The 15,047-nt window shown below is 45.4% G+C and carries 18 protein-coding genes; 15 read left to right on the top strand and 3 right to left on the bottom strand.

Going from position 1 to position 15,047, the window contains the following annotated elements; all coding sequences use genetic code 11:
- Positions 1 to 17 precede the first annotated feature (17 nt).
- On the bottom strand, positions 18 to 692 hold the full coding sequence (locus tag BLV90_RS11240) for a TerC family protein (RefSeq protein ID WP_091740851.1): 675 nt from the start codon (positions 690 to 692) through the stop codon (positions 18 to 20).
- A gap of 329 nt (positions 693 to 1,021) precedes the next feature.
- Here BLV90_RS11240 and BLV90_RS11245 point away from each other — a divergent pair, with 329 nt between their 5' ends.
- The 8 genes from BLV90_RS11245 to cysC all read left to right on the top strand — a co-directional run bounded on the left by BLV90_RS11245 (position 1,022) and on the right by cysC (position 7,349).
- A complete protein-coding gene (locus BLV90_RS11245) occupies positions 1,022 to 1,762 on the top strand; it encodes a sugar phosphate nucleotidyltransferase (RefSeq protein ID WP_091740854.1) in 741 nt (246 codons plus the stop codon).
- The gene (rfbB, locus tag BLV90_RS11250; protein ID WP_091740857.1) at positions 1,762 to 2,730 is read left to right on the top strand and encodes a dTDP-glucose 4,6-dehydratase; all 969 of its coding nucleotides are present in this window, start codon (positions 1,762 to 1,764) and stop codon (positions 2,728 to 2,730) included. The genes BLV90_RS11245 and rfbB overlap by 1 nt, the downstream gene beginning before the upstream one ends.
- Complete coding sequence (gene rfbD, locus BLV90_RS11255) at positions 2,727 to 3,584, top strand: dTDP-4-dehydrorhamnose reductase (protein ID WP_177168025.1); 858 nt, start codon at positions 2,727 to 2,729, stop codon at positions 3,582 to 3,584. The genes rfbB and rfbD overlap by 4 nt, the downstream gene beginning before the upstream one ends.
- Entirely contained in the window at positions 3,577 to 4,032 is a 456-nt protein-coding gene (locus tag BLV90_RS11260; RefSeq protein WP_091740862.1) for a dTDP-4-dehydrorhamnose 3,5-epimerase family protein, read from the top strand. Before rfbD ends, BLV90_RS11260 begins: the two co-directional genes overlap by 8 nt.
- Positions 4,033 to 4,045: 13 nt before the next feature.
- Complete coding sequence (locus BLV90_RS11265; protein ID WP_091740865.1) at positions 4,046 to 4,954, top strand: glycosyltransferase; 909 nt, start codon at positions 4,046 to 4,048, stop codon at positions 4,952 to 4,954.
- Complete coding sequence (locus BLV90_RS11270) at positions 4,938 to 5,705, top strand: glycosyltransferase family 2 protein (protein ID WP_091740867.1); 768 nt, start codon at positions 4,938 to 4,940, stop codon at positions 5,703 to 5,705. The genes BLV90_RS11265 and BLV90_RS11270 overlap by 17 nt, the downstream gene beginning before the upstream one ends.
- 49 nt (positions 5,706 to 5,754) lie before the next feature.
- Positions 5,755 to 6,729, top strand: coding sequence for a CgeB family protein (locus BLV90_RS11275; protein ID WP_091740870.1), 975 nt, complete (start codon positions 5,755 to 5,757; stop codon positions 6,727 to 6,729).
- 86 nt (positions 6,730 to 6,815) lie between these two features.
- Complete coding sequence (gene cysC, locus BLV90_RS11280) at positions 6,816 to 7,349, top strand: adenylyl-sulfate kinase (RefSeq protein WP_091740873.1); 534 nt, start codon at positions 6,816 to 6,818, stop codon at positions 7,347 to 7,349.
- Here the strand turns inward: cysC and BLV90_RS11285 are convergent.
- Together BLV90_RS11285 and BLV90_RS11290 are read right to left on the bottom strand one after the other, a co-directional pair.
- Positions 7,346 to 7,687, bottom strand: coding sequence for a transcriptional regulator (locus tag BLV90_RS11285; protein WP_091740877.1), 342 nt, complete (start codon positions 7,685 to 7,687; stop codon positions 7,346 to 7,348). The genes cysC and BLV90_RS11285 overlap by 4 nt on opposite strands.
- Positions 7,688 to 7,899: 212 nt before the next feature.
- Complete coding sequence (locus BLV90_RS11290; protein WP_091740880.1) at positions 7,900 to 8,094, bottom strand: DUF896 domain-containing protein; 195 nt, start codon at positions 8,092 to 8,094, stop codon at positions 7,900 to 7,902.
- A gap of 67 nt (positions 8,095 to 8,161) precedes the next feature.
- Between BLV90_RS11290 and BLV90_RS11295 the strand changes: the two genes are divergently transcribed.
- From BLV90_RS11295 to BLV90_RS11325, 7 genes are all read left to right on the top strand, one after another.
- Positions 8,162 to 8,830, top strand: coding sequence for a YneB family resolvase-like protein (locus BLV90_RS11295; RefSeq protein WP_091740883.1), 669 nt, complete (start codon positions 8,162 to 8,164; stop codon positions 8,828 to 8,830).
- Positions 8,831 to 8,881: 51 nt separating this feature from the next.
- Complete coding sequence (locus BLV90_RS11300) at positions 8,882 to 9,931, top strand: M42 family metallopeptidase (RefSeq protein ID WP_091741071.1); 1,050 nt, start codon at positions 8,882 to 8,884, stop codon at positions 9,929 to 9,931.
- A gap of 82 nt (positions 9,932 to 10,013) precedes the next feature.
- On the top strand, positions 10,014 to 10,952 hold the full coding sequence (locus BLV90_RS11305) for a glycerophosphoryl diester phosphodiesterase membrane domain-containing protein (protein WP_143035048.1): 939 nt from the start codon (positions 10,014 to 10,016) through the stop codon (positions 10,950 to 10,952).
- A 14-nt stretch (positions 10,953 to 10,966) separates the two neighbouring features.
- Positions 10,967 to 11,590 carry a DUF4129 domain-containing protein gene (locus tag BLV90_RS11310; protein ID WP_091740888.1) on the top strand — a complete coding sequence of 208 codons (624 nt, stop codon included), beginning with the start codon at positions 10,967 to 10,969 and terminating at the stop codon, positions 11,588 to 11,590.
- On the top strand, positions 11,587 to 12,819 hold the full coding sequence (locus BLV90_RS11315) for a DUF4350 domain-containing protein (protein ID WP_091740891.1): 1,233 nt from the start codon (positions 11,587 to 11,589) through the stop codon (positions 12,817 to 12,819). Before BLV90_RS11310 ends, BLV90_RS11315 begins: the two co-directional genes overlap by 4 nt.
- Positions 12,741 to 13,700 (top strand): AAA family ATPase, encoded by a 960-nt coding sequence (locus tag BLV90_RS11320; protein WP_091740893.1) that lies wholly within the window; start codon positions 12,741 to 12,743, stop codon positions 13,698 to 13,700. Before BLV90_RS11315 ends, BLV90_RS11320 begins: the two co-directional genes overlap by 79 nt.
- Positions 13,654 to 15,015 (top strand): DUF58 domain-containing protein, encoded by a 1,362-nt coding sequence (locus tag BLV90_RS11325; RefSeq protein ID WP_091740896.1) that lies wholly within the window; start codon positions 13,654 to 13,656, stop codon positions 15,013 to 15,015. The genes BLV90_RS11320 and BLV90_RS11325 overlap by 47 nt, the downstream gene beginning before the upstream one ends.
- The last annotated feature ends 32 nt before the right edge of the window (positions 15,016 to 15,047 follow it).

A 15,047-nucleotide genomic window follows, 5' to 3' on the forward strand; every position in this document is an offset into this window, starting at 1 on the left:
TTTGATTATCAATTATTTTAAGATGGATTAGCTGCTCTTTTTTTCTTCGTAAAATGGCCTACAAGGATGACACTTGCGACGATGATAAGGATGAGACCCCATTTAATCAAGGGTTGATCGGAAAAGAAGGCCTTGGTTAATTTATCATCGGTAAGCATTTTACCAGCGGTGTAAGCAAGAACACCCGCACCGATGGTGATAATGATCGGGTATTTTTCAATCAATTTCAAGACAATGGTGCTTCCCCAAACAACAACTGGAATGCTGATCAATAAGCCGATGACTACGAGAAGATAATTACTATGCGCAGCACCTGCAACTGCAATGACATTGTCGAGCCCCATCACCGCATCAGCGATAATAATGGTTTGGATCGCCCCCCAGGTGCTTTGAGCGGCTTTTACGTTAGTGTCACTATCTTCAATGAGAAGTTTATAGGCAATCCAGACGAGCATTAGACCACCAACTAAGAGCAGACCAGGGATCTTAAGCAACCAAACCACGGCTAAGGTAGCTAGGGCACGAATCACTACTGCACCTACGGTTCCCCATAGGATCACGGATTTTTGCTTATCCTTAGGCAAGTTGCGAGCGGCTAAACCAATCACGATGGCGTTGTCACCTGCGAGTACCAGGTCGATGATTATGATTGTAAGGAGAGCTTGAAAAAATTCAAGGGAAAAGAGCTCCATATCATTAACCTCTTTCTACAAGGATTTAGAGAGAAAAGACAAGCAAAAAGACCTTTACCAAATAACGGTAAAGGTCTTGCTAACAACACTATGGTTGCCAACAAAGCCGGGGATTATCCCGTAATGACGACTTTGCTGTAATAGCTACTCCCCTTTAAAGGAAGGAAAAGTCTATTCTGTTCACTCTCAATTTCATACTATGATACATTTGTTGCTTCGTCAAGTGCCTATTCCATGGAACGGGATTGGGCTGCTATTTTGTGCCATCATAAAACGCATGACATAGGATGGAGGAGTGATGTATCCATAGTGGGAAGGAGTGAGCCGATATGAAAGGAGTGATCCTGGCTGGAGGGACGGGATCTCGACTATTCCCTTTAACGCAGGTTACTAATAAGCATTTGTTGCCCGTGGGGAAATACCCGATGATGTATCATCCTCTATGTAGGATAGCAGAGTGTGGTATTCGGGATATTTTGATTGTGACTGGTCGGGAACATATGGGGGATGTAGTACGGCTCTTGGGGAGTGGAACGCGTTTTAATGCTCGTTTTACCTATAAGGTACAGGATCAACCAGGAGGAATCGCACAAGCATTATCCTTAGCAGAGGATTTTGCAGGTGGTGAACGGATACTGACGATCTTAGGAGATAATGTCTTTGCAGACAGCCTAATTCCCTATGTAACTTCCTACTGTGAGCAGAAGGAAGGGGCAAAGCTTTTACTTAAAAAAGTGGATCACCCGGAACGTTTTGGTGTTGCCGAAGTCGAAGGGGATCGAATTATCAACATTGTAGAGAAGCCCACCTATCCTAAAAGCTCTATGTGTGTAACGGGAATTTATATGTTTGATCCCCAGGTGTTTGCCTTTATCAGAGAGCTAGAACCATCCGATCGTGGGGAACTCGAGGTAACAGATATTAATAACCGTTACATCCAGCGCAGCCAATTAACCTTTGATATCCTACAGGGATGGTGGACTGACGCGGGTACACCCGATTCCCTCCTGCAAGCCAATCAATATGCTAAGCATACGGAGCTATCTTTCTCCGAACAGGAGGGTGATTGATGCATAGAGTCTTGGTAACAGGTGGAGCTGGTTTTATCGGGAGTCACTACGTTCGCCATCTTCTCCGCACTCATACCGATATAGAAGTGATCAATGCAGATGCGCTGACATACTCTGCCAACTTGCAAAGCTTAGCCGATATTGAAGGAGAATCACGATACCGTTTTATTAAAATTGATTTAGCCAATCAGGCAGATATCGACTGTCTCTTTTCCACGCCCTTCGATGAAGTGGTTCATTTTGCTGCAGAAAGCCATGTTGATCGAAGTATTCAAGGGGCTGAAGCTTTTATCCGTTCGAATATTCTCGGTACTTATCGATTGCTGGAAGCCATTCGTCATGGTGGTACCGTTAAAAAGATGGTCCATATCTCTACCGACGAAGTGTACGGAAGTATTGAAAAAGGTCGCACGCCAGAGGGGGAACCCTTAGCACCAGGCAATCCATATTCAGCAAGTAAAGCAGGATCTGATCTTCTGTGCCTTGCTTATGTGAATACCTATAAATTACCCATTGTTCTCACTCGTTGTACCAATAATTATGGACCATGGCAACACCTTGAAAAGTTTATCCCAAAGGCAATTCTCCACGCTGTAGAGAATCGCCCACTTCCGCTATATGGAGCGGGTAATCAAGAGAGGGACTGGATCTATGTAACCGATCACTGTGCCGCAGTAGATCGTGTGCGAGAAGCCGGTCGTGTGGGAGAAGTGTACCATATCGGGGCAGAAAACACGGCTAGTAATCGAACCATCGCGGAACAGATTCTGGACCTTCTACAAAAGCCACATTCACTCATCCAGCAAGCAAAGGATCGCCTGGGTCATGATTTTCGGTACTCCCTAAATACCACGAAAATACGTGAGGAGCTGGGTTGGCAACCGCAGGTTTCATTAGAAAAAGGCTTGAAAGAAACGGTGAAATGGTATCAAACCCGTTGGGAAAGGAAAGAGGGAAGCCCCCGATGAGAATTTGGGTGACAGGAGCAGGGGGGCAGTTGGGTAAGGACATGGTACGGATCTTAGGGGAAGAGCACCAGGTGGTTGGCTTTACCCGATTAGGATGGGATGTAGCGGAATCAGGACTAAGCCAAAAGCTCATATCATCAGATCCTCCTGAAGTCATCGTGCACTGTGCAGCCTATACCAATGTGGATGGCAGTGAAGATCATCCCAAAGAAGCATTCCTAGTGAATACGCGAGGAACAAAGGAGCTTGCAAAAACTTGCGGTGAACTAGGAATTCGGCTGGTTTATATCAGTACGGATTATGTTTTTGATGGAGAGAAGGAATCTGGTTATTCGGAGTTAGACCCCTTGTTTCCCCTCAATGTATACGGAAAGACAAAGGCGATGGGAGAACGTTGGGTAGAAAAACATTGCACGGATTATCTAATCCTTCGCACAGCCTGGGTATATGGACATAGCGGGAGAAATTTTCCCTGCGCAATTATCCAAAAGGCCCAACAGGGAGAGGTTTTGCGGGTGGTTGATGATCAACGTGGGTCACCTACCTATACGAAGCACTTGGCGGCAAAAACAAGGGAGTTACTGAGGAGTTCCCTTTGTGGCACTTTTCATACAGCAGGGAGTGGCGATTGCACCTGGTATGATTTTGCGATGGAGATCTTGAGGAGAGCGGGCTATACAAAACCCCTACTCACGCGAATCTCCAGCAGGGAGCTTTCACGTCGAGCGAAGCGTCCAACGGTATCCATCTTGCGAACAGAACGGCTTCCTCTACAGGGTATAGAACCCCTGGCCAGTTGGAAGAAAGGATTGGACGATTTCTTTAAGGAGAGGACGGTGAATCGAGTTGATTGAAGGTGTTACTTTCAAAAAATTAATAAAACATTGTGATGATCGGGGCACTTTTATGGAGATCCTGCGGGATGATGAGCATCTACTAGAATGTTTTGGGCAATTATCAGCTTCTCTCTCTTATCCAGGGGTGATAAAAGCCTTTCACTATCATCAGCATCAGGATGATCTCTGGTATTTTCCTGTAGGAAATGCTCAGGTCGTCCTCCATGATCTCCGATCAGATTCACCTACAATAGGAAAGACAGCTGTTTACTATATGGGGGAAGAGAACCCATCTTTGCTTCTTATACCCAAAGGAGTTGCCCATGGATATCGTGTCTTAGGTGAGAAGCCAGCGATGATTGTGTATGTTACATCACGATCCTACAATCCTGAGGAGCCTGACGAGAAGAGAATTCCCTACGATGATCCTGCTATTGGTTTTTCTTGGGAAACACAATACCGATAAGGAGGATACCTATTTGAAAATCTGGATCCTCCCTAAGGAAAGATCCCTTCTCTGTTATCCTCCAAAGGCGGGCAAGTCTCAAGGAGAAACAAACAGGGAACGTGTGTTCTATCGCGGGAGGAGTGGAGAAAAAGGTCTAGATGCCCTGGGTCAAGAGATCACTAAATTAAAGGGGAAGGATGTTTCTATTCATTGGGTAGGTGAGATAGAGAATAATCCAGAATGGACACACTTGTTACATTTTCCACTTACTCTCTTTCTCGATCACCTTCCTACCCATTTAGTCAGTCCATTTAAAGAAGCGGAGAAGGTATATGTCCCCTCGTATTATTTGAAGGAGGCCTTGGAGAGAAAAAAACTATTTTCTAAGGAGAAAATTCATCAATATCTCCCTTTACCTGAACCTATGCCCCAATTGGTATTGATTAACGATCAATCCTTGAAGAATAGACGACCGATGATCCTGGTAGCAAAGGAGTATGTGACAAAGAAGGAGCTTTACCGATTGATGAGGATTGTACAGATTTTACAAAAAGAAGGATACTCAACCCTACGCTTGAATGTTCTCCCCAAAGAGAATATTTTGAGAAAAACACTATTTCCAACGATTCATATCGTGTTTACTGGTGGAGAAGAGTCTCAGTCACTCGCCCTTTTTCATCTACAGATGATGGGTCAAGGCGTACCGATCATTACGACGGATGTAGGTGATCGCGGGGAATGGGTTCTTCATGGTCACTCTGGCTTTTTATTAAGAAAAAAGGATACCAAGCAAGACTGGATTCATTATCTATATTCCTTAGTAAGGAACACAAAAATGCGGCGTGATTTTGGAGAGAATGGTCGGTTGCTTATTGAATCACAAAGAAAATATCAGAGGCCAGTGTTAAGTGAGGGGAGAATGGATGATAAAGATCGTTAGCATTATCATCCCTGTGCGGAATCAACTTCAGTATACAAAGCAATGTATTAAGGCGATCCACCGATATACGGAGCTTCCCTATGAAGTAATCCTAGTAGATAATCAATCGACAGATAAAACGAAAATGTTTATCACCGCGCAAATGAAACAGAGAGGCGAGAAGGTACGTGGGATACGAAACGAGCTAAATCGGGGATTTGCCGCTGGGATTAATCAGGGGATGCGGGAAGCAAAGGGGCAGTATATCGTTTTATTAAATAATGATACCTTGCCCTCGTATCGTTGGGTAGAACAGCTGATCGCACCCTTGCAAAGGGATGACTCAGTGGGGATGACTGGCCCAGTCTCTAATCGAGTGATTTCTGAGCAAAAAATAAAGATATCGCTCACAAATCCCGATGAAATTCATCGATTTAGTCGTTTGCACAATCGACCAAATTCGTCGCGTTGGCGAGAAAGTAAACGACTCTCCGGGTTTTGCCTCGCCCTTCCTCGTCATGTATGGAAAAGTGTAGGAGAGTGGGATGAGCGTTTTGGCCTTGGTACGTATGAGGATGACGATTATAGTTATCGTATCCGACAAAAGGGATGGCGACTAATTGTTGCAGGAGATACCTATGTGCATCATTTTGGTAACCGGAGCTTCCATAAGAGAGGGTATAAGGAATTTTCTAAGATCTTAGCGCAAAACAGACGTTACTTTCTACGAAAATGGAATCTAATGACTAAACCAAAAGGGCTATTATTATGAGATAGAGAGAATGAGTGACATCCCCGTTCGGGAGGTGAGCTGAGTAACGGTGAAAGCCATATATGTGCCAAGTTCTATACGAAAGCCCTTTGCTTTTATTGATGACTGTATTAAAAAAACGATGGACAAGATCGGAATCCGAACTCGCGTTCTCTCTCCGGGAAAGGGGTTTGTTCAAGGATTGGATCTATCGATCCGGGATTTTCAGCCGGATTTTCTCTTGGCCAATTTAGGTTGTCGGTTAGATAATCAAGAGCTTGATGCTATCCAATCCCTCACAATCCCTACAGGGATTTGGTATACAGATGATCCCTACGCGATGGATCAATCACTCATGACCTGTCGTTCTTTTCAATATATTTTTACGAATGAAGAGGCGGCCGTTTCTGTTTATCAAGCTGCAGGTTGTTTGAAGGTATATCACCTTCCCCTAGCAACCTCAATTGCCCCTTTTTCACCACGAAGGGTATCCTCACGTTATCAAAGTGATGTACTGATTCTAGGAACTGCTTTTGATAATCGGCTGGAAGAAGTGGATTATCTCGCTTCTCATTTGCCAGCATACCGGCTCAAGATTATTGGACCTGGGTGGGGTCGCCTGAAAAACTACCGTAGGCTAAAAGGGTACATTCGAGGGGAATGGGTAGGACCGAATGAAGCAGCATGCTACTATGCAGGAGCAAAAATTGTGCTTAATATTCATCGTTCAGCAGATGATCCTTATCTGAGACAAAATCAACGTGGAATTAGTGCGTGGACACCAAATAACCGTCTCTTTGAGATTGCATCCTGTCGTGCATATCAACTAATGAGTTATCGCCCAGGAGTTACGTCCCTCTTTCCAGATGGAGAAATTGACACTTACCAGGAACGTGAGGAACTACCTGAGCGGCTCAAAGAGTTATTAAATCAAGGGGAAAGACGGGAGGATCTAGCATCCCGTGCCCATCTAGTTACTTTGGAGCAGCATCGTTACGTTCACCGGATCAAAAGGATACTTGCCACGTTAGAACTTTCCCTATAACATGAAATCCGCTCACTAAATGGGTAAAAGAAAGTTTCCACCCTTGCTTCATATTCATATCGTGGGTGTGACAGGAGGTATCGAATGTGAATCAACAGGGTATTACATTATGGTTTACCGGTTTATCTGGGGCAGGAAAAACTACAATTGCTCTTCATCTTGAGAAGCGATTGCAGGAGCTTGGCATACGAGTGAAGCGTTTGGATGGAGATGAAGTACGTGCTCGCTTAGCACCCGATCTCGGTTTTTCGAAGAAAGATCGCTTTACCCATATTGAACGCGTCTCCTACGTAGCTGATTTATTAACCCGCTACGGTGTTATCGTCTTAGCATCTTTTATTTCTCCCTATCGGGAAATGAGACAACTCTGCCGCGAACAGATCGAATCCTTCGCGGAAGTATATGTTCACTGCCCCCTTGAAGAATGTATCCAACGGGATGTAAAGGGGTTGTACGCGCGAGCGCTAAAAGGAGAAATCTCTAACTTTACAGGCATTAGTCAACCTTACGAAGAACCTGAATCCCCTGATCTTACTGTTGATTCTCATAAAGAGACCGCTTCAGAAAGTGCAGATCGTGTGATGAATTTTCTCCGTGAGCAAGGCTATATCCCAACCTAACGACTATTCTGAGGACTATGGGCGCCCTGTTGCTGTATTGTCTGGTAGATGGATTGAAGCTGCTTCCAATGTCGTTCAACAGCAGCGCGTCCATCTGCGGTAATTCGTACAGTTGTTTGGGGAATTTTTTTACGCAGGAAATGCTTATCAATCACCACCAACCCGCCTTTTTCTAATTTAGTCAGGTGAGAGGAAAGGTTGCCCTTCGTCAGGCCTGTTAGCTCTTGCAGAAAGAGGAATTCCGCTAGGGTACAGGCAGATAATGCCGTAAGAACAGCTAGGCGGGCTGGTTCATGGATCAGTTTATCCAGTCGTGCTAACTCTTTATAGGGCAACATTTCTGAATCTCCTCCTAAATCGGAATTCAACCTTCAATATAAAGGATTAACCGATTTATATCAATAACCAGTTTGCTATATAAACTTCATTCCACCCTACTTCACCGAAAAGCCCTGTCGAAATAATTTCGACAGGGCTTTTCGGTGAAAACAAATGATAAAACTGGTACACTAAAAGTATAGTTGGTTAACTAAAAATCCTGCTAACACTTTTACTTTTCGTTGTTGAGGTCCTTTTCATCGACAAACCGGATACGGTCCAGTTGAGTTTTAACTTGCCCTCGAATCCCCTTCAAGTAGGTCTCGCGGAGACGGCGTTGTTCTTCCTTCTCAGCAGGAGTCAATCCTTCGCCCTTTTGCTTTTTAGCGAGAGCATTGATTCGCTGGAGTAGTTGATCCGTAATCACGCAACATCACTCCTCCTCTGAAGGATAGCGAAAAGGAGTCTATTTAGCAAGGGAGGATCATTAGGGGATGAACGGGATCATATATGCTCGCGTCAGTACACGCAGGCAGGAGCAAGAAACTAGCCTCGAAAGGCAAGTGGCAGACCTTAAAAGGTTTGCTACCGCAGAGGGATGTACAATAGTCGACGTGATTACTGAACAACACAGTGGCTTTGATCTTAACCGTGATGGACTCTATCGACTCTTAGATGGAATTAAGTCTTATCAAGTTGAAGCGGTTTTTATCCAGGATGATACGAGATTGGGTAGAGGGGAAGCAAAATTAGCTGTCCTTCATCAGTTACATCGTCTCGGTTGCACGATTCTAACCCAGCAACAAGGGGGAGAATTGGAACTAGAAGCTGGAGAGTCCACGGTTCTTCACATCATGGCTAGGGTGGAAGAATTACAGCGAAAATGGATGAATCAAAAGATCTCTTGGGGTATGAAACGAGCCATGAAAGAAAAGGGATTTAATCCTGCGCGCAATTTGAAAAATCACGGCCAGGGAGGACGAGAGAAAAAAGAGGTCCCGATCGAACAAATCGTGTCGTTAAAGGAAAGGAAGCTTACCTTTGAAGAGATTGCAGCCACTCTTCAGGGGTTTGGTTACGATGTATCCCGAGCAACGGTGCATCGACGTTATCGGGAGAGGATGAATGAGCGCTTAACCGAAGAGGAAGTTTCTGATACATAGGAATAGGAAAATGAGAAAGTGGGTGTCCGTTTCGTGGTTAATTGGGATCGTATGAAAGAGTTGACACAACTCCCTGGTGTTCCAGGAGCCGAGGGAGAAGTGCGTGAGGTATTAAGTCAATACATAGCCAATAGTACCTCAGAGATCGTGCAGGATCGCCTAGGTGGGTTGTTTGGTATACTCCGCGGACAGAAGGAATCGCCAAAGGTACTGGTTGCAGGACATATGGATGAAGTAGGCTTTATGGTTACCCGCATCACCGATAAAGGATTTATTAAATTTCAATCCCTTGGTGGATGGTGGAGTCAGGTGATGCTTGCCCAACGGATACAAATTATTACACGAACAGGGGAACAAATTCCTGGCCTGATCGGTTCTGTACCTCCCCATCTATTGAAGCAAGAGACGCGGAACAAACCGGTAGCTATTTCTGAAATGTTTATTGATCTTGGAGCAAATTCTGCAGAGGAAGTAGAAGCATTAGGGGTTCGTCCAGGGGATATGATTGCACCATACTTCCCAGACGTGGAGATGGCAGGAGGGAAACGAATCCTTTCAAAGGCCTGGGATAATCGTTTCGGATGTGGGATCGCTCTTGAATTGCTAGATGAACTGAAGAACAAAAAGCATCCCAACACGCTATATTCTGGTGCGACTGTACAAGAGGAAGTGGGGTTACGCGGTGCCCAAGTAGCTGCCCAGATGATCCAGCCCGATGTTTTCTTTGCGGTTGATGCAGGACCCGCAGGGGACACCCCAGGTGTATCCGACGGGTATGGTGAGCTAGGTAAGGGGGTTGTCATCCGGTTGATGGATCGCTCAATGGTTCCTTTACCTGGTATGCGAGAATTTCTTGTAGAAACAGCAAAACGAGAGGGTATTCCCTATCAATTTTTTGTTTCCCAGGGTGGTACCGATGCGGGCGCTGTTCATACGACAGGTGAGGGAGTTCCTTCTGCTGCTCTTGGTATTTGTGCACGCTATATCCATTCCCATGCAGCCATGGTGGATAAGGATGATATAGAAGCTACTAAACGCTTCCTTGTTGCTATTGTGCAATCCCTTGATGCAGCTACACTAGAAGCCATTCAGAAAGGGTAATTCTTTACAGAAGGAGAGGCCGAACCGTCGGGTCACGCTCTTCTTCTATTATTTTTATAGGAATCTTGGAAGGGTGAATGAGGTGAATCATCTATTTGACCAGGGGGAAGCGGTACGTCCCCAGCGATTTTACGATTTATTAGATGGTGTTTTCCGTCTCTATCGTCAGCGGTGGAAGACCACCTGGATGATTTTATTTTTATGTTTAGGACCTCCATATTTAGTAGCTGAAGTCGCTTTGTTACGGGGTGGGGGAAACTCTGACCCGTTTTCTCCCCTCAATGAAGGCGGCCAAGACTGGGCGTTCCTCATCTTAAGCATAGTCATCTATCTCCTTATATGGATGATCTTTGTTCCGCTCATGCAGGCAGGGGTTACGGCTATCACTGCGAGTCGAATCCAGAGAAACGAAGATCTCTCCTTCAAAGAAGTACTGAGAAAAACAGGGCGAGTATGCATTCCTGTGCTTTTCACTCTACTACTTATGGGGTTATTGATCACTCTATTATGGGTCATTTTAGGAATCCTATGGGCTATTCCTTTTGGTTTATTGGTTTTTGCTCTAAATGGATGGCAGATCCCGCTAATTATTATGGGGTTCTTATTTTTCCTGAGCGCTACGATCATTACGATTTGGGTCTCTATACGTCTGATCTTGACACTCCCCATTGTGGTAGAAGAGGAGACAGGATACTTAGCTGCTATAAAGCGGAGCTGGCGACTGACGAAGGGATCTTTTTGGAAAATATTTGGCGCTTCTTTGATTGTTGGTATCGTCGTTGGTTTTTTTAGTATGGTATCTGGTCTACTCTCAGGCGTTGCATCAGGCCTTTATACGACGATGGATAGCGGTTTTGTTTGGATAAGTGTTCTTATAACGATCTTAAATATTTTCTTCCTTTGCCTTCCGTTGCCCCTTCAGCCGATTCTCAACACATTTTTTTACTATGATTGTCAAAGTCGTCGTGAAGGTACCGACTTAGAACGTGATCTGGTTGCAATCGGCGAGATTCAGGCCTAGGGGGGAGTCGTAATATGGCATCCGAATATGAGAAGGCTCGCGACCAGTTATCAGAGATTTTGAACAGGGATGAATTTACTGACCAACAATGGTTTGATGATTGGCGGGCACGACTTAGCAATATGGTGGAGTCGCTCGGGAACATCGTCGCTCAGCAATTGCACTCATGGTTGGGGATTGAAGTGGATACCCGGTTAGGCAGCGTGTTGCCAGTAATTCTTGGGGTTACATTCCTTATTCTCCTTTGGTGGCTTAGCCGGCGTCTGTTCTGGAGTCAGGAGATCCGAGGATCCGGGGAAAAGAATAGTAAAGATACCGTTTTTTCGCCAGCGGTTTGGTGGGAGAAAGCAGAGAACCATGCAAAAGAGGGGGAGTATCAAGAAGGAATCGCTATGATATTTCAGGCTGTCCTCGAAGGCTTAGTGCAAAAGGAAATACTCATCGGCAGTCGTTTTAAAAGTAATCGAGATTACCGGGAAGAAGTAGAGCGGAATCGTCCAGAGCTAGCCTCCCTTTTTCAACAACTGACCCGCCGTTTTGACCGTGTGCGTTATGGTAATGGTACAACGAGCAAAGAGGAGTATATGGACTTTTATCAACTTTCCCAAGAGTTGTTAGAGGACGGAGGTGCTGGATGAAACAGCGTAAGTATGGAAAGATTGGCGTATTGTTGATTCTCCTCCTCCTCATTGTTCCGCTAATTTTTGTTTTCACCCTGGAATCCAATACAAATACCCCATACAACAGTCATGGTACGTCCCACCATGGATTAAAGGCACTCTATCTCCTTCTTGAGAAACGCGGGCATTCTGTTGGCCGGTGGGAAGAAGGGTGGAGAGCCTTTCCTAAAGGGACAGGTCAACTGTTGATCCTTACCGAGCCCTCTGATATCACTTCGGCAAAGGATGTACACCGTTTGGAGAAATGGATTAAGAGAGGGAATACCCTGGCCCTTTTTGCCAATCCAGAAAATACATTAGGTGCAGAATGGGGGTTTGAAGCTCTTTCCCGTACCGATAGGAGGACGGGATTGAAGGGGAAGGTAAGGATGCAACCTCGTTCCTCTGCCTGGCAGAAAAACATAGATTCGTTTTATTTCCCAGAAGGAAATCGGTTGCTCTCTAAGCAGGGGAGTACATGGGCGGATCAAGATAATCAGCTTCGCATAGCAGATCGAAAACTTGGTCAAGGATTTATTGTCTATGTCCCCGAAAAAAACTTCTTTACCAATCAAACCATTCAAAAAGAAGATAATCTAGCATTTGCTCTTGATTTGGCATCGAAAGGGAAGAAGAGGATCTGGTTTGGTGACAGTCTTCGTCAAACAGTCGGGATAACGGATAATAAAGAAAAAGCATCCATCTTTAACTGGGTCTCCCGTGATGGGTGGCTTTTTGTAACCCTCCTAGGCTGTGGTTTCCTGCTATGGTTGTATATGAAGGGGAAACGGTTTGGTAACCCCAAACCAGATAGTATTACAGAACCTCCCTTTGCTGATGAATATGTCAAAGCGATGGGCTCGCTTTATAGGGAAATGAATTTAGGAAGAGATAGTTTACTTGTTCAGTGGAGGGGACTTTTGCGACAAGCAGCAATGGAATGGGGGTTGGGAATGACCGCTACAGAAGAGGCTATTTTCAATCAAGGGAAGCGTTTTTTATCCCCAGAGGGTGTTAAACGCTTGGAAACCCTTAAACAACGGATGAATCATTTACCTACACGACTCTCAGGGAAACAATTCATTCATTTAAGCCAGGAAATTCATCAGATGAGAGAGGAGATTTTGGCATGGAAAACGCAACCGTTGACGCAGAACAGATTGCCCAACGATCAGAGGAAGTCCTTCATCAATTATCCCACGCAGTAGATGGGCAAAAAACACAGCTACGCCTTCTTTGGGCGGCGATGTTAACTGGAGGGCATGTGATCGTCGAAGGTGTACCTGGATTAGGAAAAACGCTAATGGCACGTGCATTGGGTGCTGTGATCGATTCCTCCTTTGCACGGGTTCAATTTACCCCCGATCTGATGCCTTCGGATGTGACAGGTACCCAGATCTTTGAAGGAAATACGGGAAGTTTTCACTTTAAGCGTGGACCGTTATTTTCTCAAATTGTACTAGCTGATGAAATTAATCGTACTCCTCCTAAAACACAAGCTGCTTTGCTTGAAGCGATGGAAGAGGGACAAGTGACTGTCGATGGAAAACCAGAAGCACTACCTCAGCCATTTTTTGTAATTGCCACGCAAAACCCGTTGGAATATGAGGGGACCTATCCGCTACCCGAAGCGCAATTAGATCGTTTTGCTATGAAGTTGATCGTCGATTATCCAGGTGAGGAAGAGGAGCTAGCTATTTTGCGTAGTCATCACTTTGCGCAGCGCAGAGAGAAAAAGATATCTTCCCTGATTACAACAGAAGAGTTGCTCCATTTCCGTGAGTGGATCACCCAGATTCATGCGGAAGAGTCAGTCCTTATCTATATTACTTCAATCATCCGTGCAACACGGGAGCATCCGCAAGTGATGCTTGGGGCAAGTCCACGAGCAGGGGTTAGCTTACTTTCACTATCACGGGCATCCGCTGTGATGGATGGTCGTTCCTATGTAACACCTGATGATATCAAAGGGTTGGTAGCACCTGTGTTACGCCATCGACTGCTACTTCACCCTGACGCAGAATTGGAAGGGATGGACGCTGATGACCTCATCCGGGAGATCCTCCGTTCAGTCTCAGTCCCACGGTAGTGGTTGGCTACCAACGAGCCGTTTTTTGGGATGGTTTGCCCTTGGAGTGGCAGTGACCGGGGCTGGGGCAATCTTTGGAATCGCTTTTTTGTGCGCCATTCTATATTACAGCGGCTTAATGGTAGTAACCACAAGGGAAGCTCTTACCCTCCGTTCTGTTGGCCATTTAATGATTACTAGAGAGAGTGATCCTTTTTTTGAGCTCGGGGAAGAACATCTCATTCACCTGTCTGCAAAATCAAATTACGATGGTAATCTTACACTCACATTGAAAGATGATATCCCCACGAGTTTTCATACCAACGAAGGGGAAATCTCCTTTTCTTTATCGAAAAGGAGGAGTGGGACCGCTACCTACTACATATACCCCAATCAGCGGGGTCTGCATCGATTTGGTAATATACATTTGCGTATTACAGGGCCATGGGGATTCATCCAACGTCAACAGAGAGCCGATATGGCGGAGGATAAAAGAGTCTACCCGCTTTTAAAAGAGGTACGGCGAGTGAGGGGCGGGGTTTATCGAAAACGAACTGATATAGAAGGAACGTATCGCCGAAAAGGAATCGGTCAAAGTTTGGAATACTCCCATATCCGTGAGTATGTGCAAGGAGATGATCCACGCTGGATCAATTGGAAGGCGACTGCACGACTTAATAAACCCGCAGTCAATGTTCAGCGGCCAGAACAAGGTCAACATGTAGTAATTTTTCTCGATTGTGGCCGTGTGATGGGAGCACGGGACCGGGTGAAAACTCGTTTAGATCTTGCTATAGAGGGAGCGTTGGCCTTTGCTGCGGCGGCTCTTACCCGGGGAGATCAAGTTGGTCTGATCGCTTTTTCCAATCGTATTACTAGCTGGGTGCCTTCAGGAAAGGGAGATTCACAATTAAAACGGTTGATCGAAGCAATGGCAGGATTAGAAGCGGAGTATGTCGAGTCAGCGTATCGGGTTGCGATGGAGCACTTGGCTACTCATTATAAACGGCGTGCATTAGTTGCTGTCTTCACGGATGCGGGAAACCTTACCTTCGCTGAGGAATTGGCACAACAAATAACCGTGCTTCGCCGCCGACACCTCATTTTAACGGTGACGATGCAAGATCCACGGTTGCAACAGGAGATTGATAAGTATCCTCATCAGGAGGATGATGTTTTCCGCAAAGCAGTCGTTGAGGGGATGATGATCGAGCGGCATGAGCGTCTCCATCATCTACGAAGACAGGGAGTAATTGTACTGGATGTTCCTCCAGGGCAATTATCTACTTCTGCGATCCATACTTATATCGATTTGAAAAATCGCTCCTTATTGTAAGTTTCTAAAAAAAGCAGCTACCCTAAATGAGG

Source organism: Marininema mesophilum (assembly GCF_900106775.1).
In the GTDB taxonomy this organism is placed as follows: Bacteria; Bacillota; Bacilli; order Thermoactinomycetales; family DSM-45169; genus Marininema; species Marininema mesophilum.

Coding starts and splice junctions, on each gene's coding strand:
- BLV90_RS11240 (WP_091740851.1), bottom strand. CDS start 692: ATGGAGCTCTTTTCCCTTGAATTTTTTCAAGCTCTCCTTACAATCATA.
- BLV90_RS11245 (WP_091740854.1), top strand. CDS start 1,022: ATGAAAGGAGTGATCCTGGCTGGAGGGACGGGATCTCGACTATTCCCT.
- rfbB (WP_091740857.1), top strand. CDS start 1,762: ATGCATAGAGTCTTGGTAACAGGTGGAGCTGGTTTTATCGGGAGTCAC.
- rfbD (WP_177168025.1), top strand. CDS start 2,727: ATGAGAATTTGGGTGACAGGAGCAGGGGGGCAGTTGGGTAAGGACATG.
- BLV90_RS11270 (WP_091740867.1), top strand. CDS start 4,938: ATGATAAAGATCGTTAGCATTATCATCCCTGTGCGGAATCAACTTCAG.
- BLV90_RS11285 (WP_091740877.1), bottom strand. CDS start 7,687: ATGTTGCCCTATAAAGAGTTAGCACGACTGGATAAACTGATCCATGAA.
- BLV90_RS11295 (WP_091740883.1), top strand. CDS start 8,162: ATGAACGGGATCATATATGCTCGCGTCAGTACACGCAGGCAGGAGCAA.
- BLV90_RS11300 (WP_091741071.1), top strand. CDS start 8,882: ATGAAAGAGTTGACACAACTCCCTGGTGTTCCAGGAGCCGAGGGAGAA.
- BLV90_RS11310 (WP_091740888.1), top strand. CDS start 10,967: ATGGCATCCGAATATGAGAAGGCTCGCGACCAGTTATCAGAGATTTTG.
- BLV90_RS11315 (WP_091740891.1), top strand. CDS start 11,587: ATGAAACAGCGTAAGTATGGAAAGATTGGCGTATTGTTGATTCTCCTC.
- BLV90_RS11320 (WP_091740893.1), top strand. CDS start 12,741: ATGGAAAACGCAACCGTTGACGCAGAACAGATTGCCCAACGATCAGAG.
- BLV90_RS11325 (WP_091740896.1), top strand. CDS start 13,654: ATGACCTCATCCGGGAGATCCTCCGTTCAGTCTCAGTCCCACGGTAGT.